Consider the following 23,487-nt stretch of genomic DNA (forward strand, 5'->3'; position numbering starts at 1 on the left):
AGACTATGGACGCTATCGATCGTCAAATCCTGAACCTGCTGGCAGAGGATGCGCGAATGTCGCTGAAAACCCTCAGCGCCAGCGTTGGGTTGTCGTCACCCAGTACGTCGGAGCGGCTGCGGCGGCTGGAAGAGAACGGCGTGATCCAGGGCTACACCCTGAACGTCAATTTGCAGGCATTGGGCTACGCTTTTCAGTCGCTGGTGCGCATCAAACCGCTGCCGGGCATGCTGAAAAAGGTCGAGCAAATGATCCAGGAGATCCCGGAGGTGGTTGAGTGCGACAAGGTGACCGGTGAAGACTGTTTTATCGTGCGCCTGGTGGCGCATTCGATGGAGCAGCTCGACCAGATCCTCGATCGGCTGGCCGAGCGCGCGCAAAGCAACACTTCTATCGTGAAAACTACGCCGGTGAAGCGTCGCCTGCCACCGCTGCTGTGACTAGCGGGTACGTTTGCGGGCGAACGAGCTCTTGCGCTTCTTGGCTTTCTTCTCTGCATCGGCCGCGGATTTGAGGGCCGCCTGGTGCGCCTTGTCGGCTTCAGGCACCTCACGCTGTTCGATGGGGAACACCGGCAATGCCGCCAGCAGGCGCGAGCCGTAGCTTTTGGTCAGCAGCCGGCGATCGTAAATCACGATCTCGCCGTGGCATTCATTGCTGCGGATCAGTCGGCCTACCTGCTGGATCAGGTTGAACGAGGCGCTCGGCAAACTCTGTACCTCAAAGGGATATCGCTTCAGCGACTTCAGCCACTCGCCCTCGGTCAGGATCACCGGGCTGTCGATCGGCGGAAAAGCGATCTTGTGAATATGGACCTGGGTCAGCAATTCCCCTTTCAGATCCAATCCTTCAGCGAATGACTGCAGACCGATCAGCACGCTGGCAGTGCCTTTTTCGACCCGCTTGCGGTGCTCTTCCACCAGGCGATAACGCGGTTGATCGCCCTGCACCAACAACATCAGGCGCAAATCGGTCACGTAGCTGAGGAAGGTCTGCATCGCCCGATGACTGCTGAACAGGATCAGCATGCCCTTGTGCTTGCCGCTGGCCTGTTCGGCGCGGAAAAAGCGCGCCATTTCTTCCAGATGCTCAGCTTCGTTGGCCATCGCCGGCTCGAAACGCATGTTCGGGATGACAATTTTGCCCTGCTCAACGTGGTTAAACGGCGAAGACAGGGTTTCGAAACGATCGCCGGCTTTCTCACTCAGCCCGCTCATTTCCTGCAGGCGCGCAAAGCTGTTCAACGAACGCAGGGTCGCAGACGTGACGACCACATGCGGCACCTTGCGCCACAACAGCTTTTCGAGCTGGTCGCTCACGCGAATGCCTACGCAGTGCAAATACAGGTGCGTCACGTTATCGCGCAAATCGCGCGTGACCCATTTGGAGATCGGCGCATTGGAAGACTTGTCCAGCGCCGCCAGCCGCCACAGTTTGCTCATCGCTTCCAGGTAGCCCAGGGTGCGGCTCATCTGAATGATTGAACGGTGCAGCCGCACGATGTCGTGCTTTCCGGTTTGCTCGCTGAGATCGTTGAGGATAAATTCCGCCACCCCACGCAACGCGTCGGTCAGCTTGAACAAGCGTGCGCTGGTTTCCACCATCTCCGCAGGCAGCTCGCCCATTTCGAACCGGTGTTCGGCAATCACGGTGTCGGTCGGCAGATAGGCACTGACCTGATGCTCGAAAATCTGGATCAGTTCGCGCATCTCTTCACAATGGTTTTTCAAACGTTCGTCGTTGGTCAGCCCTGGCGGGCTCTTCGGGCGATATTGCGTCATGCACTGTTCAACCTGACGCACGATCATGTCCAGTTGCAGATTGGTCGACAACGCGGTGATTTCGCCGTCAATCTCCAGCGCATCGCGTGCCACTTCCGGCAGATGATGGCCTTCGTCCAGCACCAGCAACAGCTCTTTCGGGTTCGGCAACACCGATTCCGTTTCCAACGCCGCCATCACCAGGGCATGGTTAGCCACCACCACGTCGGCGGTTTCAATCTCTTTGCGGGCAATATAAAACGGGCATTCGCGGATGTAATGGCAGTTGCGCCCCAGGCAGTTGGCCTTGTCGGTGCTCAGTTTGATCCACAGCGGATCGTCAATCGTCCGTTGATAATGATCGCGCAGCCCATCCCACTCATGGCGGCTGAGCGCTTTGCTAAGTTGCTGACACAGCGCCTGCTCTTCCCCGCTGGAAGGGGCCAGTTCGTCATCCAGGAACAGCGTCAGATCGCCCTGCTCGCTGACGTCAGTGCTCAACGCCGCCAGGTTGCGCGGGCAAACATAGCGCCCGCGACCGAAGGCGCCGGTGAATTTCAGATCGGGAATGATCTTCTTCAGCAGCGGTAAATCCTTGCTGTAGATCTGATCCTGCAACGCCACGTTGGCGGTACTGACCACCAGGGGTTTGCTCTCCGCGCGGCCTACGGCGATCCCGGGGATCAGGTACGACAGGGTTTTGCCCACGCCGGTCGGGGCCTCGATCGCCAGGTGACGCGGATAATCTCCGGCCAGGGTTTTCGCGACTTCGGCGATCATCTGCCGTTGCGGTGCACGGGAAATAAAATCCGGTATTTGTTGCTGCAGGGCTTTGTACCACTGACCAATCTGATCTTTAACTGCGGGGGAGAGCGCCATTCAACTCTGTATCTCAACGAAATGATGGCGCTATTGTCCCACAGACCGTCGGCTGCGTCAGCCTAGCCTTCGATCATTGAGGCGCGACCCGCACTGAACGACCACTCATCCTGCTGGGTGGTGGCGATCACCACCATCACATCTTGCGGGCTCAACTGCAGGTTTTCTTCCAGCAATGCCGCCAACCGCTGATAAAAACGCTGCTTGGTGACGGTATCGCGCGGGCGGCCAATGGTGATGTAAAACAGCACATAATCCGCCGAACGCGGGCCGCCGAGATAATCGGGATCGTAAATCAGCTCGCCGGGACGGTATTGATCAATGGCCTGAAACTTGTCGGCCGGCGGCACGTTGAAGGTGTCGACCAGCGCCTGGTGCAGGCTGTCTGACAGGGTTTTCAGGTATTGAGCTGACTTGCCCTGATGCAAGGCGATACGGCTGAATGGCATGGGACTACTCCTGTTTCAATTCGCGCAGACGCGCCACGGCAGAGGCCGCCGCTGGCCAACCGGCATAAAACGCCAGATGGGTGATCGCCTCGGCGAGCTGCTCAAAGCTCACGCCATTGCGTTCGGCCAGTTGCAGGTGAAACGGCATCTGCTCCACGCGGTTGAGCGCCACCAGCGCCGCCACGGTGATCAGACTGCGCTCGCGCGGCGTGAGCCCCGGACGCTGCCATACGTCGTCGAATAATACGCTGTCGCTGAGCTGCGCCAACTTGGGGGCAATGTCACCAAACGCCTGCTGGCCAGCCTGTTGGGAAGGTTGCATCTTGCACTCCTGCTGCTTAAGGGAAGCTCTACGCTACCCTCAACCCGCATGGGTGAAAATCGGGATTTTTAACATTAACCATTCACATAAACAGGACAATCAGCCCTCCTGATGCAAAGACGGAAGCCGTCAACGCATAAATCTCGCGCATGATTTTTGGCAGCTACCTGATGGGCATTACGGGGAATTTTAGGCGGCCGTAGAAGAAATAGACGTTTTCCGCGAGATTTTTAATCGTTCGACATGGAAATGAATATTTTGTCATAAATAGATCACATAACTACGGTAAAAAATCCTCGCTGCAAACAAACAGGCGGCACAGTGAAACAGCAGTACTACTGATGATAAGCGTCTTTCAATCGAATAAAGCAGGGTAAATCATGAAACGTAATCTTCTGGCCGTTATTATTCCGGCACTTTTAATTGCGCAGGCAGCACAGGCAGCAGAAATCTACAATAAAGACGGCAACAAACTTGATTTTTACGGCCGCGTAAAAGCAATGCATTACTTCTCTGACGATACCGGCAACGATGGCGATAAAACCTATGTGCGTATTGGTTTTAAAGGCGCTACTCAAATTAACGATATGCTGACTGGTTATGGCCAGTGGGAATATCAGATCGCAGCCAACCATTCTGAATCTGACGGCACGAAAGATACCAAAACCCGTTTGGGCTTCGCCGGTCTGAAATATAAGGATATCGGTTCATTCGACTACGGTCGCAACTACGGCATTATCTATGACGTGGGCGCCTGGACGGATATGCTGCCTGAGTTCGGTGATGACGCCTACGTCAAAACCGACAACTTTATGAACGGCCGTACCAACGGCGTAGCCACCTACCGTAACAATGACTTCTTCGGCCTGGTCGAGGGTCTGAAGTTCGCGGTACAGTACCAGGGCAAAAATGAAAACGACGGTCGCTCCAGCAGCAAAGCGAACGGCGACGGTTGGGGCCTGTCTTCCAGCTACGAGATCATCGACGGTCTGAGCGTGGGCGCTGCCTATGCCTCTTCCAACCGTACCGCCAGCCAAAAAGCGGGCACCTTCGGTAAAGGCGACAAAGCCGACATTTGGGCCGGCGGTCTGAAATACGACAACAACGATGTTTACCTGGCAGCGACCTATTCGCAAAGCCGTAATATCGCGCCAATCTCCGGCACCGCCACCATCAACAATAATTCCACTTCCGTAAGCGGCTTTGCCAATAAGGCGGAAGGTCTGGAATTGGTCGCGCAATACCAGTTCGACTTCGGTCTGCGTCCATCGCTGGGTTATGTTCAGCAGAAGGGCAAAGATATTGAAGGCATCGGCGACGCCGACCTGGTGAAATATATCGATGTTGGCGCTTACTACTATTTCAACAAGAACATGTCGACCTATGTCGATTATAAAATCAACCAACTCGACAGCGATAACAAGCTGGGTCTGAAAGACGACAACGTGATTGCCGTCGCGCTGACCTACCAGTTCTGATGTGATGAATAACCACCACTGCAAACCTTAGCTTCACTTTATACCCAGAGTCACTTCGCCGGGCGGCAACGCCCGGTTTTTTCATAGGTGCCTTTTACCACTTTTTCCTGCCTATTTTCCGCCAGGTGTCCCGTAACCGCACGCGGAAACTTGCCTTACAAAACAATCGGGTCTAGATGTATAACTTCCTCCTTAGACAGGGAAAGCTTATGCACACCGATGAACGCTTCGAATATCAAAGCGCCCTGCGCTACAGCAGCGACGAGCTGGCGCAGATCCTTTGCCACTGTTTTGAAAACTACATTGTGCGTTTTGTGATTGACGGTGAAACCTTCGCTCGCCGTTTTGGTGCCGAAGACCTCAGCCTGAACGACAGCATTGTCGTTACCCATCAGCAGCAACCGGTAGCGCTGGCGCTGATCAGCCGCCGTGGCTTGCACAGCCGCATATCGGCGCTGTCCATCCGCCCGGAAATGCGCGGCAAAGGGTTGGGAAAAGCGTTAATGAAACGTCTTGTTGCCGACGCGCATCAGCGCGGCGATCGCCAATTTTCATTGGAAGTGATTGAAGGGAACGAGCCCGCGCTGGCGCTCTACCATCAGGCCGGGTTGCAAATTGTCCGCACGCTGACCGGGCATCAGGCAGAGATGCCGGTACTTGCCGAGGTTGCGCAGCTGCAAGAGATCGATCCGCTGTTCGTCTCTCACCGCCTGATTGCCGAGGGTGCCACCGACCTGCCCTGGCTGATCGCGCCGGAGTCGTTGTTCAAACTGCCCGGCAAACCCCATGCTTTCAGCCTTGGCCACCAGGCCTATGCAGTGGTGCAGTTGGGCGCCGACAAGTGCTTTTTGCGCATGATCTACGTGCCGCCGCAGCACCGCAGCCAAGGCCATGCCCGCACCATGCTGGCCGCACTACAGGCGAAGTTTGCGCCGTTACCGCTGGTAGCCAACGTTTACGTTCCTGAAGTGGCGGCCCCCTTCTTCGACCGACTCGGCTGGCAGCAGGACGCGCTGCGCCAGTTTGAAATGACGATGACCTTGAACACACCACAATAACAACCAGAGAGTGATTCATTTATGGCAGGAATAATGAGACAAAAAATGGCCCTCGGCGCGGCAATTGGCATTGCGCTGGTGACCCTGACCGGCTGCGTGCAGCCAGCAAAGACCGATCGCCAGGCCCAACAGCAGTTGGCTGACCAATCCGTGCTGGCGCTGAACTGGTTCCAGCAATCCGGCGAATATCAGGCGCTGACGCACCAGGCCTTCAACAGCGCCAGGCTAGCCTTCGATCAGGCCAAGGCTGCGCCGGGCAAGAAGAAGGCCGTGGTCGTGGACTTGGACGAAACCATGCTGGACAACAGCCCTTATTCCGGCTGGCAGGCGCAGCAGGGCCAACCTTTCGCCGCCGCCACCTGGGCGAAGTGGTCACAGGCGCAACAGGCCGGCGCGGTGCCAGGCGCCGTGCAGTTTGCCCGCTACGTCAACAGCCATCAGGGCACCATGTTTTACGTCTCCAACCGCAAACAGTCTGAATACGCCGCCACGCTGGCCAATATGCAAAAATTGGGCTTCACCGGCATGTCGGAAAAAACCGTACTGTTAAGCGGTGATACCTCCAACAAGCAGGCTCGCTTCGACGCGATCAAAAATGCAGGTTACGACATCGTGGTTTACGCCGGTGACAACCTGAACGACTTCGGCGCCGCGACCTACCACAAAGATAACGCGCAGCGGCGGGCGTTCGTCGCCGACAACCAAAGCAAATTCGGCACCGAGTTTATCGTGTTGCCAAACCCGCTGTACGGCGATTGGGAAAGCGGCATGGCGCAGGACTATAACAAGCTGACGCCAGAGCGAAAGCTGCAGATTCGCCAACGGGCTATCAAGGCCTGGAACGGACAGTAACTTCCTGAAGCCTTGCAGGGGCGGCGCAGGCTGCGTTCTGATTATGGGGGCGATACGTTCGCCCCCTTAGGCGATAACACTTGAAAGACGACGGGGAAAATTACAGCAATTTATACATATAGCTGGTGGCATCCAGCGCACCGCCATTGCTGGCGCGAGCGTATTGCGGAATGCTCCCCGCCAGTTGAAAGCCCAGCAGACGATACAGGCCTTCCGCCGTGTCGCCGGTCAGGGTATCCAGCACCAGTAAATGCCGTCGATGCTCAACCGCCAGTTGCTGCACCTGCAACATCAGGCTGCGCGCAATGCCCCGGCGGCGGGCTTGCGGATGTACCATCAACTTCACCACCTCCGCCCGGTGACGGCCATTGTCCGGCATATCCAGCAGCAGTTGCACCGTACCGACCACCCGTCCGTCATCTCGAGCCACCAGCAGCAGCCTTTCTTCACGTTCAATCGCCGGCAATAGACGCTGCCAGAACGCCTGCGCCTGCTCAAGGCTAAACGGCATGACAAAACCGATGCTCGCCCCCTGTGAGACGCTGGCATGCAGCATCGCCGCCAATTCAGGGATCGCACTTTGTACCGCATCGACGTTCAATTGCTGTATCTCAATCATGATCAGGGCCTGCAGATAACGAGGGTGTAATGAGCCGGCTCGGGGCCGGGTGCATGAAACCTTGAAGCGCCGAACAAGCGGTAACGCAGGCAGTCACCCGGCTCGAGCTGAAAAGTTCGCGCCTCCAGCGTCAATTCAAGCCGGCCTTCCAACAGCCATAAATGGTGCTCAAGCGCGTGTATCGAAGGAGCGTCATAAGCGATCACCGCGCCGGCCTCCAGCGTGCCCTCGATAAATTCCGCCTTATAGAGGGCGGCGGGCGGCGATACCGAACGACGATGAAAGCCGCTGGCGCGATCAACCCACACCGTCTGCTGGTCGCGGTGCAGCAACTCTGGCGGCTCGTCCTCAACCTCACTCAGCAGCCGTGACATGGTCAGCCCATACGCCGCGCACAGTTTGTTCAACAACGAGGCGGTAGGGCTGGTTTCCGCGCGCTCTACTCGCGATAGCGTTGCCCGGCTGATGCCGGTTTGCAGCGCCAGCGCTTCCAGTGACCAGCCCTGCTGCTGGCGTAAATCAGACAGCCGCTGCGCCAACCGAAGGTCGGCGTTATCCACTACGTTATCCATGATCTCTCTGGCCCTGACATGAAAAAAATCCCATATAAGAGAAATAATCTCAAATACGGGATTCGTCAATCAGATTTTAAAGCAAATCCTGCGAAGTTATAAAAACCAGCAGGCGGCCTCTGCCTTATTCAGGACGAACACATTCGTTCACCGGGGTGACAGAGAGCGCCAATGCCGGCACGGCTTCGGCATCGCCGGTTGCCACAGCAGGGGGAGTAATCGCCGCACAGCGCCAGGCACTGAAGACCGCCAGCAGCGGCGCCAGGGCAAACAGCAGGAACAGCCAGCGCGCGGCAGAAGCGGCCCCCGGAGCTCCGCCCGGCACGTTCAGTCCGGCCAGATTGGCTATCATCCCTGCCAACGCGGCACCGAACGCGGTGGCAAACAGTTGCACCGTAGTGATCGACGCGCCGGCAATATCCTTATCCGCCTCTGGCGAGACTTGCAGAATACGCGTCAGCAGATGCGGCCAACCGAAGCCGATGCCAAATCCCACCAGGGTCAGGGCAACGACAATCGGCGTCAATGCTGACCAGTGCCCACCGGAAGGCATTGGCATCAAAACCCCCAGGGCCAATAGCCCGACCAACACAAACAGCGGCCCGCTGATAATGGCCCGACGGATACCCGCACTGCGCCAGCCCGAACTGAGGATCTCCGACAGCGTCCAGCCCGCCGCCATGGTGGCGGCGATATAGCCGGAAATCAGCGGTGACTGGCCGTGCAGCGTTTGCAGGAAGTAAGGCACGAAGATTTCGCTGGTCATGCCCACGACCAGTAGCGACACGGTGATATACAGCGAAGCCAGAGGGGAACCGCGGCGCAGGGCGCCCTGGGGTAACAAACGGGCGCGGGAATGCGCTTCACGCCGTATCAACCAAATCATCATCAGCACGGCCAATGCAATACCGCCCAAATTGATCCAGGCGCTGTCGGCCAGACTGCCGGCGGAGACCACCAGCACCGCCACCGCCAGCAGCAGCAACTGGGCAACCGGCAGCGGTGCAGCCTGTTGCTGAGGTTTACCTTTCGGCAAGATCAGGAAGGTGAACCCGGCGTACAACACCATGATCGGCAACAGGATGCCAAAGGCCCAGCGCCAGGCGTCCAGTTCGGCAAAAATGCCGCCCACCGCCGGGCCAACCAGGGTCGCTATACCCCACATCGCCGAAATCAGCGCCATCGCACGCGGCCACAGTTTTTGCTCAAACACCAGGTTGATCATGGCGTACGAAAGCGCGAAAATCAGCCCGCCGCCGAACCCCTGCACGGTGCGACCTATCAGCATCACCGGCATCGACGGTGCCATCGCACACAGCATTGCCCCGGCAATAAAGAACAGCGACGCCACCAGATAAGCACTGCGGGCGCCGTAACCACTGAGCAGGCGCGCAGATAGCGCCGACCCCAGAATCGACGCCACCACAAACAGCGTGGTGTTCCACGCATACAGATTCAGGCCGCCAATATCCTGCACCACCGAGGGCAGAATGGTGGTGGCGACCAGAATATTGATCGCATGCAGTGCTACGCCGAGTGAGAGCGCGATCGCACTGGCGCCATTTTTGCCGGAAAATAAGTCGGCCCAGCGGCTATCATCGTTGGTTATCACGGTTGTCGTCCTGTTTTCAGAGGAAGGGCATTGAGTTAGTAGTGATATTGCGTTAAATTTAACAAGAGTTAACTTGGAATAATGGTAGGGCGAGGCGGAGAAATATGTCAAGAATAAACTTGGAAAATGGCGGTAGTCCCGCACAATCGGTCAGTGACCGTTTGCTGACACTATTAAAAACCCGCGGCCCACAACAAGCGTCTGATGCAGGAAAGGTTCTTGGCACCACAGGTGAGGCTGCTCGCCAGCAGTTCGTCAAACTGGCCAAAGACGGGCTGGTTGAAGCCGTGGCGGAAACCCGCGGCGTCGGCCGACCGGTGCAGCTCTGGCACCTGACCGCCGCCGGCAATGCGCGCTTTCCGGATACCCATTCAGAATTGACGGTACAGTTGCTGCGTACCGTACGCGACAAGCTGGGCGAACAGGCGATTGAGTTATTGATCGACACCCGCGAGCAAGAAACGCGGATTAATTACAAACAGGCGATGATCGGTGCCAACGATTTGCAGGAGCGGGTTCAGCGCCTGACGGCCATCCGCTGCCGCGAAGGCTATATGGCTGAATGCCGCATGCAGGAAGACGGTTCCTTTCTGCTGGTGGAAAACCACTGCCCTATCTGCGCCGCCGCCACCGTTTGTCAGGGGTTCTGCCGTGCGGAACTGAGCATTTTTACCGAGGTGCTCCAGGCGCAGGTTGAACGTTCCGAACATATTCTGGCCGGCGCACGCCGCTGTGCCTATCGCATCTCGTTGCTGTAACCGACACTCGGCTCGAAGCTATCTGCAGGCTGGCGTTCGCTCTTGATTCTCATCGGTTCGCCAGCCGACCTTGCCATTAAAAAAATGGTGAAAAGCGTTGCTAATCTTCGGTGCAATCGGGTTTACTGAGGCCTCTAATAATAACCTTCCCTACAGAATAAAAAGCCATGCTGAGCCAAAGTAGCCGTAACGTCCTGCCGTTAATCGGGGCGCTGTTCACGTTATATATTGTCTGGGGTTCGACCTACTTCGTTATTCGTCTGGGCGTGGAGAGCTGGCCACCGCTGATGATGGCCGGGATCCGTTTTTTGGTCGCCGGCATTGTCCTGTTCAGCTTTTTGGCGCTGCGCGGCCATGCGTTGCCTACCCCCAAACAGTGGCTGGCCGCCGGCACTATCGGTATCTTGTTACTCGCGGTGGGTAACGGTCTGGTGACCGTGGCGGAACACCAGCATGTGCCTTCCGGCATTGCCGCCGTAATGGTCGCTACGGTACCGCTGTTCACGCTGTGCTTCAGCCTGTTTTGGGGCATGCGCAATACCAAGCTGGAGTGGGCAGGTATCGCATTGGGCCTGGTGGGGATCGTATTGCTCAATACCGGCAATAACCTGGTTGGCAATCCTACCGGCGCGTTGCTGATCCTGCTGGCTTCCGCCAGTTGGGCCTTTGGCTCGGTGCTGGGATCGCGTATTTCGCTACCGGCCGGGCCGATGGCGGGCGCGGCGGAAATGCTGGTCGCCGGCGTGGTGCTGCTGGTTGTCAGCCAGCTCAGCGGCGAACGCCTGACGCAGATGCCCAGCGCCAAAGGCTTCTTCGCGCTGGGATACCTGATTATCTTCGGCTCGATGTTGGCCATTAGCGCCTATATGTTTTTGCTGAAAAACGTGCGTCCGGCGGTAGCCACCAGTTATGCCTATGTCAACCCGGTGGTGGCCGTGCTGCTCGGTATCGGTTTTGCCGGCGAATCGCTGGCACCGCGTGAATGGGCGGCGCTGGTGATTATCGTTGCGGCGGTAGTGCTGGTGACGCTGGGCAAGTTCCTTTTTGCTCGCCCGGTCAGTCGCGTAAGCAGGGAAAGGTAGGGGCGCTGCATGCTGCGCCCGAATTAATCGGGGCGAATGTATTCGCCCCCTACAATGACTGGAGTGACAAATCCACCGGAAGCAGATTTAAACGCTGCAGCTTGAAAGACGACGGGTATTAAAACGATTCTTGTTTCATATTACGAAGCGTCTATAATTCCCGTTGTTCCTGGCAACCTGCGAAATCATCTCCATGCTGAAAAAATCGTTCATTATCGTTATCTTTCTGTGTGCCTTTGGTTCACTCGGCGGCGTATTCCTTGCCGGGCTGAATATGTACACCCGCTCCACCACGCCGCTAGAAGAGACCGCCACGTCACACGAAGCCGCCGCCACTGCCACTCCGGCAGAGAGCATTCAGGCCAAGTGATGCGTCATCCCGCGCTGGCAGCGTTGTTGTAAAAAAGCGCTGCAGTCGCGCGGAAACCGCGTTATTTCTCCATTTCAGCAGCTGTTCCCCCTTCTCTTCTTTCGCCATCTGTTGTTACGATTTTTTTGCGTGCCATCGCCGTAATAATCGCTATGAACATCAACAAATTGCCTCTGTTTTCAACTCCATTCTGCGGACAAAGTTTTTTCTATTCGCTCTGCCAAACTTCCTGATGAAATAGCGTTGACCCTAAAACACCCAAGAGTTATGGTTAGGTCATAACTTTCTGGAGTACTGAAAATGGATGCAAGCAATGGACTGGAGTACATCCTTAGCCTTCATGGCACCCGAGTAAACCGTGAAGATGGCTACTGGTGGAAAATAGAAGCATGGAAGGTAACCAAAACGGCTTTTATTCCCCATGGCATACGCTACAACATGACGCTGCATGATAAATACAACACCCGAGTGTTTGGCATCGACATTGCCCATGCCATTAAAGTCCCTAAGGGCGATTTTCAGGCCGAATACTTTACGACCACCAACATCAGACGCCCACGGATAAAGGCTCGCCCTATGAGTTTCATTCCGCTTTTCAGTTGGTGGAAGATTTCTTCACTAAAATCGATGAAGTCATAAGCAAGAGAGAAAACCGAGGTTGAAGATGAAAGCACTGATTGGCGTAATGCCTGAAGAGTTGATCCGCAAACGGATACTGGCAATTGCAAAAGGTGAATACCAGCCGCAAGAGCGTGAACCGCAGGTCTGGTTCACCTCAATGATTGCTTTGGCCCAGGTGCTCAGCAATGAAAATATTGCCTTGCTGCGGATGATAGATACGGAAAAACCGGAAACCATGAGCCGATTGGCGGAACTCTCCGGTCGTCAAATAAGCAATCTCTCGGCCACGCTGAAAACGCTCAGCGGCCACGGTCTGGTATCGCTGGAAAAAAGCGGCCGAACGGTCAAACCCAAAGCCTTATTTACTGACTTCGAGATCATTGTTGACCAAAAATTGAACGCCCGCTTTAGCGCCGCCTGAACAAGCTCTAGTCATAAGCTTACAGCGCCGTCACCCCATGGGCGGCGGCCTGCTGCTCCAGCTCGGTGATTATTTGGTATGCCGAACGCGGCACCAGGCTGAAATCGCCGATCAGTAGGTTATCGCTTACCGCTTCGCCCAGCATCGCCTTCGCCCCGGCACGCAGTATTTCCAACTGTTCCGGTGGGGTCTGGGACGAGGTAATCAAGGGCAGCCCCGGAACGCTGGCTGTTCGCCCAATAATTTTCAGCCCGGCCAACGCCTCTGGCTGCGCCCGTTTCAACAGTTCCAGGCTGACACAATCGACGGCGGCAATGTCGGCCTGTCGGTTTTGGATTAACCTGAGCGACTGATAATGCGCTCCGGAGGCGACGGCAGCGCTGAAGAATCTGCCGTTCTGCGCCAAGGGCGCAATCAGCGCACGCAAGCTGTTATGCCCTGACTGAGAGTCGGTGCTGTTGTAAGCCGCAGTCCGGCCGCGAAAATCGGCCAGCCGCTCGCCTGGGTCGTCGTCGCGCACCACCAACCAACTGCTGTAATCGGCGCCTTCACAACCCTCGACGCGGTAGTGATAAGTCCCGATCAACTGCACCTGCGGCAGGCTGCTGACCAGCGGATAGCCGCAGGTTTGGCTGAGCAATAAATTATCCTGTAGCCAGTGCTGAGCCAGGTCGTGCGGCCAGACGAGCTGTTCAGGGGCTAGCGGCAATCCCAACTGCAGCAATTTGCCGCGCAGGACTCGCCAGAAAGATTCGGCCGGCTGATGAGTGACGCCGTACATCGGTAAAGATACTTGCATCCTATTCCCTTACCCCGCAGAAGAAGCCACCTGCGTCTGCTGACGCCAGGCGGTGAGATGGCGCACCCAGCGCTCAAACAGCATATCGATGATGATGGCCAGCAGCGCCACCACCACCGCCCCCTGGATCACATAGGCGGTATTAAAACCGCTCAGGCCAATGATAATCGGCGAACCGAGCGTTTTGGTACCGACGGTGGAAGCGATCGCCGCGGTGCCGATATTGATGATCACCGAGGTCCGAATACCGGCAACAATCACCGGCGCCGCCAGCGGCAGTTCGACGCGCCACAGAATTTGCCTGGCGCTCATTCCTACCCCCTGCGCAACCTCACGGGTAGCGCTGGGTACCGATTCAATGCCCGTCAGCGTGCCCTGCAAGATCGGCAGCAAACCGTACAGGACCAGTGCGATGATCGCCGGCTGTTCGCTAAAGCCCATCACGGGTACCGCCACCGCCAGCACCGCCACGGGCGGAAAAGTCTGGCCGACCGCCACCACGGTTTCCACCAGCGAACGGAACGCCTTGCCGGCAGGGCGCGTCACGCCGATCCCGGCCGCTACGCCAATCACCACGGCGATCAGACTGGAGACCGCGACCAGCAACAGATGCGCCCACGCCAGCGAGATAAAACTGTCTTGCTGATACACCGGCCGTTCCAGCTCAGGGAACCAGGCGGCAAACACCCCCTGCAAATGATTCATGCCAAACACCAGCGCCAGCAGCAGGGCAAAGGTCCAGGGCAGCGGATCGCGCAGCCAACGCAGGGCTTTAGGCGCACTCATGACAGCGCCTTTTGAGCGATCAGGTCGTTGAAATGCAGCACGCCGAGTGCCTCTCCTTGCTCCCCCACCACTGGCAGGCAGTCGCTGCCGCGCGCCACAAACACCGACAACGCCTCACGCAGGTTCATGGCGGCGGCGATCGGCTCGCCCTCCGCATGGCCAGGACGCACCCGTTCCGCTACCGTGCCTAAAGACAGCAGTTTGATGCCGCGATCGCTTCGGCCAAAGAAATCGCGTACAAAATCGTTGGCCGGCGCGGTCAACAACTCCAGCGGCGTACCCTGCTGCACAATGCGGCCCTGGTCGAGCAACACGATGCGATCGGCCAATGCCAGCGCTTCGTCAATGTCATGCGTCACCAGCACGATGGTGCGCCCGGAGAGATGATGAATACGCGCAATCTCCGTCTGTAACGCAGTGCGCGTTACCGGATCGAGAGCGCCAAAGGGTTCGTCCATCAACAAGACTTCCGGATCGGCTGCCAACGCGCGCGCCACCCCCACCCGTTGCTGTTGCCCACCGGAAAGCTGGTGCGGATAACGGTGTCGGAACAGTTCCGGCTCCAGGTGCAGCAGCTCCAGCAGTTCGGTCACCCGATCGCGAATACGCGCCCGCGGCCATTTCAGCAATTGCGGTACGGTGGCGATGTTCTCCTCCACCGTCCAGTGCGGAAACAGGCCTATCGACTGAATGGCATAGCCCATACGGCGCCGCAGATCCTGCGGTTTGAATTTTTGGATCTCTTCATCGGCAAAGTAAATTTTGCCCTGATCGTGCTCGATCAGCCGGTTGATCATTTTTAATGTGGTGGATTTACCGGAGCCAGAGGTACCGATCAGTACGGCAAATTCACCCTTGGCAATCTGCAGCGTCAGATCGTCCACCGCCGGCTTGCCCTGAAAAATCTTGCTGACCTGATTAAACTGAATCATCGGCGTGACACTTCCAAAATTGAAACCATGAATTTAAACAGCGAATCGACGATTACCGCCATCACGATCACCGGGATCACGCCCAGCAGCACCAGATCCAGCGCGCTGCTCAGCAGGCCCTGGAAGACGATGGCGCCAAAACCTCCGGCACCGATCAACGCGGCCACCACCGCCATGCCGACGGTCTGCACCGCCAGAATGCGCACGCCGGTCAGAAACAGCGGCAAGGCCAACGGCAGCTGGACGCGAAAGAAAATCTGGCCGCGCGTCAGCCCCATACCGCTGGCAGATTCGATCACGCTGGCGGGCACGCTCTGTAACCCGGCCACCACGCTGCGCACCAGCGGCAACAGGGCGTACAACACCAGGGCGACTATCGCCGGCGCCATGCCAATACCGCTGACGCCGTGTTCCGCCAGCCAGGGCACCGCCTTCGCCAGTCCGGCCAACGGCGCGATCAACAGGCCGAACAGGGCAATTGACGGCACGGTCTGGATAATGTTCAGCGTGGAGAAGATCGGGGTTTGCAAGTGGGATGAACGAAAACACAGCACCCCGAGCGGCACGCCGATCAGCAGCGCCGGGACCATCGTCGCCAACAAAATAGTCAGGTGCTGCAGCAGCGCGGCATCAAACACGTCTTGCCGGTTGTAATACTCTTTCAGCAGCGAAAGCTGATCCAACTGATGACCGAACAGCAGCGCCAGCGCAGGCACTATTACCAGCAGGTTGCCGAGCATGCGCCATAAATGCGAAGACGTAATGCGGGTGATGGCATCCGCAGCCATCAGCAGACTCAGCGCCAGCATCAGCCAGCAACCGCTGCCCCAGGAGGTACGCGCCAGTTTGGAGCCTTCCTGCGCCAGCTGCTGGGCAGCATGACCGCTCAACCAGAAGATCAGCGCCAGCAACGCCGACGCCGCCAGCGTGGTCAAAAACGCATTGCGCCTGAGCGGTGCCAACAGGCTGAGCACTGCCAGCACTAACAGAGGGGCCAATAGCCACAGCGCCGGGCCGTGCAGCAGGGAAATCAGGGAAATGCTCTTGCCCGACAGCAGGCGATTGGGGGCATAACTGAGGAACGGCAGGCCAAATGCGGCCAGCAGCAACAGAACAAGCAGCGTCAGTAATACGCGGTTTTTTACGGCAATAATCAAAGAAACTCTCCGGCTCCATAGTCAATGGGCCCTGTTCTCCCTCTCCCCCATTGAGAGAGAGGGAACATCAGCGCTATCCCTTAACCAATCCTTTTTCTTTCAGATAAGCGGCCGCAACCTGTTTGGCATCCTGACCTTCCACCGCGATCTGCGCATTGAGTTTTTGCAGCGTCGGACCGTCCAGCGTTGCAAAGACCGGCTTCAACAGTTCGGCGATATTGGCGTGCTGTTTCAGCGCGGCCTCACGAATGATCGGTGCCGGTGCGTAAATCGGCTGCACCCCTTTTGGGTCTTCCAGCGTTTGCAGCCCCAGTGCCGCCACTGGGCCATCGGTGCCGTAAGCCATGGCCGCGTTCACGCCGGAGGTTTGCTCCGCCGCCGCTTTGATGGTCACCGCCGTGTCCCCTCCGGCCAGCGACAGCAGCTGATCCTGGTTCAGCTTAAAGCCATAGGCATTCTGGAATGCCGGCAGCGCGTCCGGGCGTTCGATAAATTCCGCCGAAGCCGCCAGTTTGAACTTGCCGCCGCCGTTGATCCATTTACCCAGATCGGCCAGCGTCTTCAGGTGGTTGGCGTCCGCCACGTCCTGACGGATGGCGATAGTCCAGGTATTGTTGGCCGGCGAAGCATCCAGCCAGACAATCTTGTTCTTGTCGTAATCGAGTTTTTTGACCTTCTCAAAACCGGCCTGGGCGTTCTTCCACGCCGGGTCTTTTTCATCGGAGAAGAAAAATGCGCCGTTGCCGGTGTATTCCGGGTAAATGTCAATCTCGCCGGAGGTGATCGCCCCGCGCAGTACCTTGGTGGTACCGAGCTGTAATTTGTTGGTGGTTTTGATGCCGTTGGACTCCAGCACCTGCACGATAATGTTGCCCAGCAGCGAGCCTTCGGTATCGATTTTTGAGCCCACGCGCACCGTATCGGCCGCCTGCGCCACGCCGATGCTCGCAGCAAGTAAACCCAGTGCCAAAGCGAAAACGCGACCACGTAATGGGGTGATTGCCATACTTTTTCCTCTTGTTGTGTATTTTCCGGCTATTTGGCCAGATCGATTGGAAAATCCTGAGACGCGCGTTTCCATCGCACGATAAAAGTCTCCGCCGGCCAGGCTTCGGTTTCGCCCTGAACTTCCTTTAGCGGCTCGCCGGCGTTAAACGGATGAATCTCAACGGCGACCGGGGTAAAGGCGTATTCGCTGACCCATTGGCCATAGCCCTGAACCACAAATCCCTGGCTGCGCTGCTGGTAGGCACTGCGCTCCGCCAGATACACCTGCCTTAAACCGTACCACGGCAAGCCGGGGAGATCATGGTGAACTAAATGATAGTTCAGATTGAGAAACAGCAGCCGCCACGGCCAAGCCGCCTCATTAATAATAGAACGTGCCTGAGGAGCTTCAACGGCGCGGTGCTCAAAAAACGATCTTACCTTGGTCAGCGCCAGCGCTGGATAGCCGATCGCCAACAGGTAAAACGCCGCCCCAATGCCATGTTGCTTCAGCCAAACCAGCACTGCCGCCAGCAGCAGCAGATGCACCAACCACATCACCAACGTGCGCAGTTCACCGGCGGCAATCGCTTTCAGCGCATTAACCCCCGTCGCGACGATATCCAGCGCCGGACCGAATACAATCCGCCCGAACAGCGTATTGCGCACTTTGGCCAACAGCGGAAACAGTCTGGGAAAGCGCTGCCACTGCGCCAGGCTGAAGTAATAACTTTCCGGATCTTCATGCGGGTCGGTTAAATGCTCATTGCGGTGGTGCTGAATGTGCGAATCTCGATACAGGCCATAGGGATACCACACCGCCAGCGGCAGCAGGCCAAAGAGTTGATTGATACGAGGCCAACGCGTCGGATGGCCGTGGATCAGCTCATGCTGCAACGACATATACCAGGTGGCCAGCAAAATCAGCAGCGGCCCCCCCAGCCACGGCCCCAGCGACTGCCAGTAGTGCACCACGCCAAACCAGCCGCCGTACACCGCCGCCATGATGCCCCAGGTTGGTAACTCGCATCGCCAATACCAGCGCTGGTTAAGCTGTTGGATCCAAAGGCGTTGTGCAGAATGTAAATAGTGGCTGTGGCTTTTGGCTGAGGACATGCGGCGGCTCGCTGTGGGTCATTTTCCTCAGTATCTGCGAGCAGCGCAGGCGCTCAAAATAACGAAAGCGGTAAAGCAAAGTTAAAAATCAGCTATTTATGCCGTACTTTTGATGCCCAGCACACTCGCGAGCTCATTCAATGCGGTCAGTCACCGACGTCAGGGCACAAAATCCAGCACCGAGCTGTTGAATAAGGCGTATTCGGTCTGACTGGATATTTTCGGCAGTTTGGCCCGCTGTACTGCCTGGCTCGCCGCTGCGCATAACTCTGCATCGCCCTCCAGCACCTTGAAATCCTTCAATGAACCGTCCGGCAACAGATGAATGCTGATTGAGCAAGTTTGAGACTTATATTTGCCGGGCGTCGGCATTTCTTGCGTAATGGCACGACGCATTCTTTCCGGATACGTGCCGTGTTCAAGCGGTGCCGACGAGCCGGCAACCACCTGACTCTTCGGTTCTGCCACCGCGGCGCTATGCGCGTCCGTATTGCAGCCAGCCAGCAACGGCAGCAGCGCTCCCCATAACCACATCCCTGTTCTCATCGTTCTGCATCCTTGTCGTACCGCACAAAGGCGGGGCATCAAGATGCCGGGTACAGGCTCCCGGCATCGGCACACTGCTGCAAGCGTTCACGCCACCATTTGGACGCCAGGCCGGCGTTATTCTCACGCCAGCCAAAATAGGCGACATCGCTGCAGCGCTCCGATTCAACATTTTTCGCTACCAGTTCCCCACTTTTCAGGTAAGGTTCGGCCAGATAGCGCGGCAAATAACCACAGCCTAGACCGCTGAGTTGCGCCCGCAACTTGGCGTCAAAGCCGAATACCGTCAAGGTGTCCTGCTCCTCAAGGATATTCAGGTTCTGCGGTGCATTCACCCTTGAGGTATCGCGCACCACCACGGCTCGATGCTGGCGGATCTCCGCCTTCGGCAAGGGTTCAGTCATCATCGCCAGGGGGTGTTGCGACGCGACGGCGAACACGTAGTCCAGCCGCCCCAACTGACTAAAAGCATAGCCTACCCGCGACGGGGGTTCACAAATCGCACCAACAATAATATCCGCACAGCCGTAAACCAGCGACTCCCAGGATCCCGCCAGCACCTCATGACTAAAGCGCAGCCGGGTATGGTGATTCTGCTGATAAAACTCTTCAATCAGCGGCAACAGACGTTCAAAGGGAAATGAAGCATCGATGCCAAGCGTAATTTCGCTTTCCCAGCCATTTTCCACATAGCGTGCCTGCTGCTCCAAATCCTGCGCCGCGCGCAACAGCACCCGGCCCTTTTCCAGCATCAGCTTGCCGGTATCGGTAAATTTCGCCCGATGCCCGGAGCGGTCCAGCAGGGTAATATCGAGATCGTTCTCCAGTTTTTGCACCATGTAGCTCAGCGCAGACGGCGTTTTAAACAGCACGGCGGCCGCGGCCGCAAAGGATCCGTGCCGGTCAAGCGCATCCAAAATCAGTAATGCTTCCAGGTTTAATCTCATCGCTCCCCTCCGTGTATAAAAAAACTCAACAAGACGGCAAAAATTCTGCGCTATCTTTGAAATCAGCCCCTGCCTACCATGCGGTTTATCGGCGTTACATTCACCCGTTGTTAAACCGAAGTCCTACTGGGAAGGTAAATCATGTCTAAATTTCAATTACTTGACAAAGACAACTCTGCGCTAATTTTTATTGACCACCAACCGCAAATGTCTTTTGGCGTGGCCAATATTGATCGCCAGCAGCTGAAAAACAACGTGGTCGGTCTGGCGAAAGCCGGCAAGATTTTCAATGTGCCCACCCTTTTCACCTCGGTTGAAACCGAAAGCTTCAGCGGCTATATCTGGCCAGAACTGCTGGCGGTTCACCCTGAAATCACCCCGATTGAACGCACTTCAATGAACTCCTGGGAAGATGCGGCCTTCGTAAAAGCCGTTGAAGCTACCGGTCGCAAAAAACTGGTGATTTCCGCGCTGTGGACCGAAGTGTGTCTGACTTTTCCGGCGCTGATGGCGCTCGAGGCAGGCTATGAAGTTTACGTGGTCACCGACACTTCCGGCGGCACCTCTGTGGATGCGCATGAGCGTTCTATCGACCGCATGGTGCAGGCCGGCGCCATCCCGGTCACCTGGCAGCAGGTGCTGTTGGAGTATCAACGCGACTGGGCACGTAAAGAGACTTACGACGCGGTTATGGAACTGGTACGCGAACACAGCGGTGCTTACGGCATGGGCGTTGACTACGCTTACACCATGGTGCATCACGCTCCGGCACGAGTGGCAAAATAAACCTTAACCCCGGCCTTATCGCCGGGGTTTTTCTGGAGTCGGTGCTATGGCCCATCCGCAGCATGTCACGTTAGTCATCACTCATCGTTTGGCGCCTGGGCAGGAAGCGGCCTATGAGGCCTGGCTGAAACGCATTATGCCCGAAGCCGCCAACTTTACCGGGCATCTGGGCGTTAACGTGATCCGCCCCAGCGGCAACGAACAGGCCTACACCGTACTGGTCCGTTTTGACAACCTCGACAATCTGTCCCAGTGGGTTAACTCACCGCTGCGCAAACGCTACGTCGAGGAGGTTTCACCGCTGCTGCTGGAGAGCGACAGCATTGAAATTCGGCCCGGTGCAGAATTCTGGTTCACGCCGCCGAGCGCCAATACCCGCCAACCCGCCCAGTGGAAACAGTTTTTGATCACCCTGCTGGTGATTTTCCCATCCACCAACTTGGTGCCTTGGGTCTGGGGCAAACTGTGGCCACCGTTGAACGGCACGCTGGCCGGCCATTTTCTCAATGACGCCACCGTAGTCGCCCTGGTGGTTTACCTCTGGATGCCAATAGTGACTCGTCTATTTCATCAATGGCTCACCCGCCGTTAGGCGGCCTGCCTGGAGAACGTTATGACTAACACCGCTTCCCTGATTATCACCAACGGTAAATTTCACACTGTCGATCGCGAGGCGCCAACCGCTCAGGCGGTCGCTATCCGCGACGGTAAATTCCTCGCCGTCGGCAGTGAAAACGACGTTATGCAGCACGCAGGGCCTGAAACCCAGGTGATTGACCTGCACGGTCACACCGCCGTCCCCGGCCTTAACGACTCGCACCTGCACCTGATACGCGGCGGTCTGAACTACAATCTTGAGCTGCGTTGGGAAGGCGTGCCGTCGTTGGCCGACGCGCTGCGCATGCTGAAAGAGCAGGCGCTGCGCACCCCCAGTCCACAATGGGTGCGGGTGGTCGGCGGCTGGACCGAATTCCAGTTCGCAGAGCGGCGGATGCCGACGCTGGACGAAATCAATCAGGCGGCGCCGGATACCCCGGTGTTTATTCTGCACCTGTACGATCGCGCTTTACTCAACCGAGCGGCGCTGAAAGTGGTGGGCTACACCAAAGATACGCCAAACCCGCCGGGGGGCGAGATCCAGCGCGATGGCAACGGCAACCCAACCGGAATGCTGATTGCCAAGCCCAATGCCATGATCCTGTATGCCACGCTGGCCAAAGGGCCCAAGCTGCCGCTTGAGCAACAGGTCAATTCCACCCGCCAGTTTATGCGCGAGCTCAATCGCCTTGGCCTGACCAGCGCCATCGACGCCGGCGGCGGCTTCCAGAATTATCCCGATGACTATCAGGTGATTTCCGAGCTGCACGAGAAGAAACAGCTGACTCTGCGTATCGCCTATAACCTGTTCACCCAGCGACCGAAGCAGGAGCTGGAAGATTTCCAACTGTGGACCGACATGCTGAAACCGAGCCAGGGTACCGATTTTTACCGTCATAACGGTGCCGGCGAGATGTTGGTATTCTCCGCCGCCGACTTCGAGGATTTCCTCCAGCCGCGTCCGGATCTGCCGGAAGGGACGGAGGACGAGCTCGAGCGCGTGGTACGTCATCTGGTCGAGCACCGCTGGCCATTCCGTCTGCATGCCACCTACGACGAGTCCATCAGCCGCATGCTGAACGTGTTCGAAAAGGTGAACCGCGATATTCCCTTCAACGGCCTGCACTGGATCTTCGACCACGCGGAAACCATCTCCGAACGCAATATCGAACGGGTGAAAGCCCTGGGCGGTGGCATTGCCGTGCAGCACCGAATGGCGTTTCAGGGGGAGTATTTTGCCGAACGCTACGGCAAAGAAGCCACCGGACAGACGCCTCCGGTCGCGAAAATGCTGGCGGCCGAACTGCCGGTTGGGTTAGGCACCGACGCCACCCGCGTGGCCAGTTATAACCCGTGGACGGCGCTGTATTGGCTGGTGTCCGGCCGTACCGTTGGCGGTATGGCGATGTACGACGACAGTGCGCGCTTGGATCGCGAAACGGCACTGATGCTGTGGACCCAGGGCAGCGCCTGGTTCTCAACCGAACAGGGTAAGAAAGGGCAGATTAAGGTCGGTCAGTTGGCCGATTTGGCCGTGCTGTCGCAGGATTATTTCAGCATCCCCGAGGAGCAGATCAAGGGGATTGAATCGGTGATGACGGTGGTGGACGGCAAGGTGGTTTACGCCGCCGGCAGTTTCTCACCGCTGGCGCCGCCGGCAATCCCGGTGCTGCCGGACTGGTCGCCGGTAACGCAGGTGCCGGGGCATTATCGCTCTGCTCCCCCTTCAGCCGCGACCCGAGTCGGGGTGCTGAGCCAGGCGCACCAGTGTTGCGGCCCTTGTGGCGTGCACGCGCATCAACATGACGTCGCCCGCCGTTCCAGCATTCCTGTTTCAGAAGACCATGCCTTTTGGGGCGCATTCGGTTGTTCTTGCTTTGCCTTTTAATCACCAAGCTACCAGCCTGGCAACTTATTAAGCTAGTAACAAATTAACTTATTGACCCATTAACTTCTGATGCTCGCAGCTTGCGAGCATCAG

Annotated in this window: 26 protein-coding genes; 12 read left to right on the plus strand and 14 right to left on the minus strand. The window is 57.2% G+C overall.

Annotation, left to right across the window (positions count from 1 at the left end; translation table 11 throughout):
- The first annotated feature begins 5 nt into the window (after window positions 1–5).
- Window positions 6–440 (plus strand): Lrp/AsnC family transcriptional regulator, encoded by a 435-nt coding sequence (locus H5P17_RS03065; protein ID WP_044549187.1) that lies wholly within the window; start codon window positions 6–8, stop codon window positions 438–440.
- Here the strand turns inward: H5P17_RS03065 and dinG are convergent, their stop codons facing one another.
- From dinG to H5P17_RS03080, 3 genes are all read right to left on the minus strand, one after another.
- A complete protein-coding gene (gene dinG, locus H5P17_RS03070) occupies window positions 441–2,639 on the minus strand; it encodes an ATP-dependent DNA helicase DinG (protein ID WP_182821183.1) in 2,199 nt (732 codons plus the stop codon).
- A 62-nt stretch (window positions 2,640–2,701) separates the two neighbouring features.
- On the minus strand, window positions 2,702–3,088 hold the full coding sequence (locus H5P17_RS03075; protein WP_044549183.1) for a tautomerase family protein: 387 nt from the start codon (window positions 3,086–3,088) through the stop codon (window positions 2,702–2,704).
- A 4-nt stretch (window positions 3,089–3,092) separates the two neighbouring features.
- Entirely contained in the window at window positions 3,093–3,410 is a 318-nt protein-coding gene (locus H5P17_RS03080) for a carboxymuconolactone decarboxylase family protein (RefSeq protein ID WP_044549181.1), read from the minus strand.
- A gap of 380 nt (window positions 3,411–3,790) precedes the next feature.
- Here H5P17_RS03080 and ompC point away from each other — a divergent pair, with 380 nt between their 5' ends.
- The 3 genes from ompC to H5P17_RS03095 all read left to right on the plus strand — a co-directional run bounded on the left by ompC (window position 3,791) and on the right by H5P17_RS03095 (window position 6,798).
- Window positions 3,791–4,888 carry a porin OmpC gene (gene ompC, locus H5P17_RS03085; RefSeq protein WP_044549180.1) on the plus strand — a complete coding sequence of 366 codons (1,098 nt, stop codon included), beginning with the start codon at window positions 3,791–3,793 and terminating at the stop codon, window positions 4,886–4,888.
- Window positions 4,889–5,097: 209 nt separating this feature from the next.
- Window positions 5,098–5,946 (plus strand): GNAT family N-acetyltransferase, encoded by an 849-nt coding sequence (locus H5P17_RS03090; protein ID WP_182821185.1) that lies wholly within the window; start codon window positions 5,098–5,100, stop codon window positions 5,944–5,946.
- 33 nt (window positions 5,947–5,979) lie between these two features.
- Complete coding sequence (locus H5P17_RS03095; RefSeq protein ID WP_370570022.1) at window positions 5,980–6,798, plus strand: 5'-nucleotidase, lipoprotein e(P4) family; 819 nt, start codon at window positions 5,980–5,982, stop codon at window positions 6,796–6,798.
- Between the two features lie 100 nt (window positions 6,799–6,898).
- Here H5P17_RS03095 and H5P17_RS03100 read toward each other — a convergent pair whose 3' ends face one another.
- The 3 genes from H5P17_RS03100 to H5P17_RS03110 form a co-directional block, all read right to left on the minus strand.
- Window positions 6,899–7,417: a GNAT family N-acetyltransferase gene (locus tag H5P17_RS03100; protein WP_182821188.1), complete on the minus strand. Its 519-nt coding sequence runs from the start codon at window positions 7,415–7,417 to the stop codon at window positions 6,899–6,901.
- Window positions 7,418–7,419: 2 nt separating this feature from the next.
- Window positions 7,420–7,989, minus strand: a complete 570-nt coding sequence (locus H5P17_RS03105) for a helix-turn-helix domain-containing protein (RefSeq protein WP_182821190.1) — start codon at window positions 7,987–7,989, stop codon at window positions 7,420–7,422.
- Between the two features lie 124 nt (window positions 7,990–8,113).
- On the minus strand, window positions 8,114–9,601 hold the full coding sequence (locus H5P17_RS03110) for an MFS transporter (RefSeq protein ID WP_370570023.1): 1,488 nt from the start codon (window positions 9,599–9,601) through the stop codon (window positions 8,114–8,116).
- A gap of 104 nt (window positions 9,602–9,705) precedes the next feature.
- Between H5P17_RS03110 and H5P17_RS03115 the strand changes: the two genes are divergently transcribed.
- The 5 genes from H5P17_RS03115 to H5P17_RS03135 all read left to right on the plus strand — a co-directional run bounded on the left by H5P17_RS03115 (window position 9,706) and on the right by H5P17_RS03135 (window position 12,853).
- Window positions 9,706–10,359 carry a metalloregulator ArsR/SmtB family transcription factor gene (locus tag H5P17_RS03115; RefSeq protein ID WP_182821192.1) on the plus strand — a complete coding sequence of 218 codons (654 nt, stop codon included), beginning with the start codon at window positions 9,706–9,708 and terminating at the stop codon, window positions 10,357–10,359.
- Window positions 10,360–10,526: 167 nt separating this feature from the next.
- Entirely contained in the window at window positions 10,527–11,441 is a 915-nt protein-coding gene (gene yedA / locus H5P17_RS03120) for a drug/metabolite exporter YedA (RefSeq protein ID WP_182821193.1), read from the plus strand.
- A gap of 193 nt (window positions 11,442–11,634) precedes the next feature.
- Window positions 11,635–11,811: a hypothetical protein gene (locus H5P17_RS03125; protein ID WP_162838007.1), complete on the plus strand. Its 177-nt coding sequence runs from the start codon at window positions 11,635–11,637 to the stop codon at window positions 11,809–11,811.
- Between the two features lie 300 nt (window positions 11,812–12,111).
- Complete coding sequence (locus H5P17_RS03130) at window positions 12,112–12,450, plus strand: hypothetical protein (RefSeq protein ID WP_255477851.1); 339 nt, start codon at window positions 12,112–12,114, stop codon at window positions 12,448–12,450.
- Window positions 12,451–12,475: 25 nt separating this feature from the next.
- Window positions 12,476–12,853: a transcriptional regulator gene (locus H5P17_RS03135; RefSeq protein WP_182821195.1), complete on the plus strand. Its 378-nt coding sequence runs from the start codon at window positions 12,476–12,478 to the stop codon at window positions 12,851–12,853.
- 19 nt (window positions 12,854–12,872) lie between these two features.
- Here the strand turns inward: H5P17_RS03135 and H5P17_RS03140 are convergent, their stop codons facing one another.
- From H5P17_RS03140 to H5P17_RS03175, 8 genes are all read right to left on the minus strand, one after another.
- On the minus strand, window positions 12,873–13,652 hold the full coding sequence (locus tag H5P17_RS03140; RefSeq protein WP_255477852.1) for a phosphate/phosphite/phosphonate ABC transporter substrate-binding protein: 780 nt from the start codon (window positions 13,650–13,652) through the stop codon (window positions 12,873–12,875).
- A 9-nt stretch (window positions 13,653–13,661) separates the two neighbouring features.
- Complete coding sequence (locus H5P17_RS03145) at window positions 13,662–14,438, minus strand: ABC transporter permease (RefSeq protein ID WP_044549165.1); 777 nt, start codon at window positions 14,436–14,438, stop codon at window positions 13,662–13,664.
- Window positions 14,435–15,370 carry an ABC transporter ATP-binding protein gene (locus H5P17_RS03150; protein ID WP_044549163.1) on the minus strand — a complete coding sequence of 312 codons (936 nt, stop codon included), beginning with the start codon at window positions 15,368–15,370 and terminating at the stop codon, window positions 14,435–14,437. The genes H5P17_RS03145 and H5P17_RS03150 overlap by 4 nt, the downstream gene beginning before the upstream one ends.
- Complete coding sequence (locus tag H5P17_RS03155; protein ID WP_182821376.1) at window positions 15,367–16,521, minus strand: ABC transporter permease; 1,155 nt, start codon at window positions 16,519–16,521, stop codon at window positions 15,367–15,369. The genes H5P17_RS03150 and H5P17_RS03155 overlap by 4 nt, the downstream gene beginning before the upstream one ends.
- A 79-nt stretch (window positions 16,522–16,600) precedes the next feature.
- On the minus strand, window positions 16,601–17,533 hold the full coding sequence (locus H5P17_RS03160) for an ABC transporter substrate-binding protein (protein ID WP_020825872.1): 933 nt from the start codon (window positions 17,531–17,533) through the stop codon (window positions 16,601–16,603).
- 29 nt (window positions 17,534–17,562) lie between these two features.
- On the minus strand, window positions 17,563–18,630 hold the full coding sequence (locus H5P17_RS03165; RefSeq protein ID WP_044549161.1) for a fatty acid desaturase: 1,068 nt from the start codon (window positions 18,628–18,630) through the stop codon (window positions 17,563–17,565).
- Between the two features lie 159 nt (window positions 18,631–18,789).
- A complete protein-coding gene (locus H5P17_RS03170; protein ID WP_044549160.1) occupies window positions 18,790–19,176 on the minus strand; it encodes a cell envelope integrity TolA C-terminal domain-containing protein in 387 nt (128 codons plus the stop codon).
- Between the two features lie 38 nt (window positions 19,177–19,214).
- Window positions 19,215–20,123 carry a LysR family transcriptional regulator gene (locus tag H5P17_RS03175; RefSeq protein ID WP_044549159.1) on the minus strand — a complete coding sequence of 303 codons (909 nt, stop codon included), beginning with the start codon at window positions 20,121–20,123 and terminating at the stop codon, window positions 19,215–19,217.
- Window positions 20,124–20,264: 141 nt separating this feature from the next.
- Here H5P17_RS03175 and H5P17_RS03180 point away from each other — a divergent pair, with 141 nt between their 5' ends.
- The 3 genes from H5P17_RS03180 to H5P17_RS03190 are packed head-to-tail and all read left to right on the plus strand — an operon-like array spanning window position 20,265 to window position 23,394.
- A complete protein-coding gene (locus H5P17_RS03180) occupies window positions 20,265–20,909 on the plus strand; it encodes a hydrolase (protein ID WP_020825867.1) in 645 nt (214 codons plus the stop codon).
- 46 nt (window positions 20,910–20,955) lie between these two features.
- On the plus strand, window positions 20,956–21,501 hold the full coding sequence (locus tag H5P17_RS03185; RefSeq protein WP_044549157.1) for an antibiotic biosynthesis monooxygenase: 546 nt from the start codon (window positions 20,956–20,958) through the stop codon (window positions 21,499–21,501).
- Between the two features lie 21 nt (window positions 21,502–21,522).
- On the plus strand, window positions 21,523–23,394 hold the full coding sequence (locus H5P17_RS03190) for an amidohydrolase (RefSeq protein ID WP_182821197.1): 1,872 nt from the start codon (window positions 21,523–21,525) through the stop codon (window positions 23,392–23,394).
- The last annotated feature ends 93 nt before the right edge of the window (window positions 23,395–23,487 follow it).

It is taken from the genome of Serratia sp. OS31 (genome assembly GCF_014164835.1).
GTDB lineage: Bacteria > Pseudomonadota > Gammaproteobacteria > Enterobacterales > Enterobacteriaceae > Serratia > Serratia liquefaciens_A.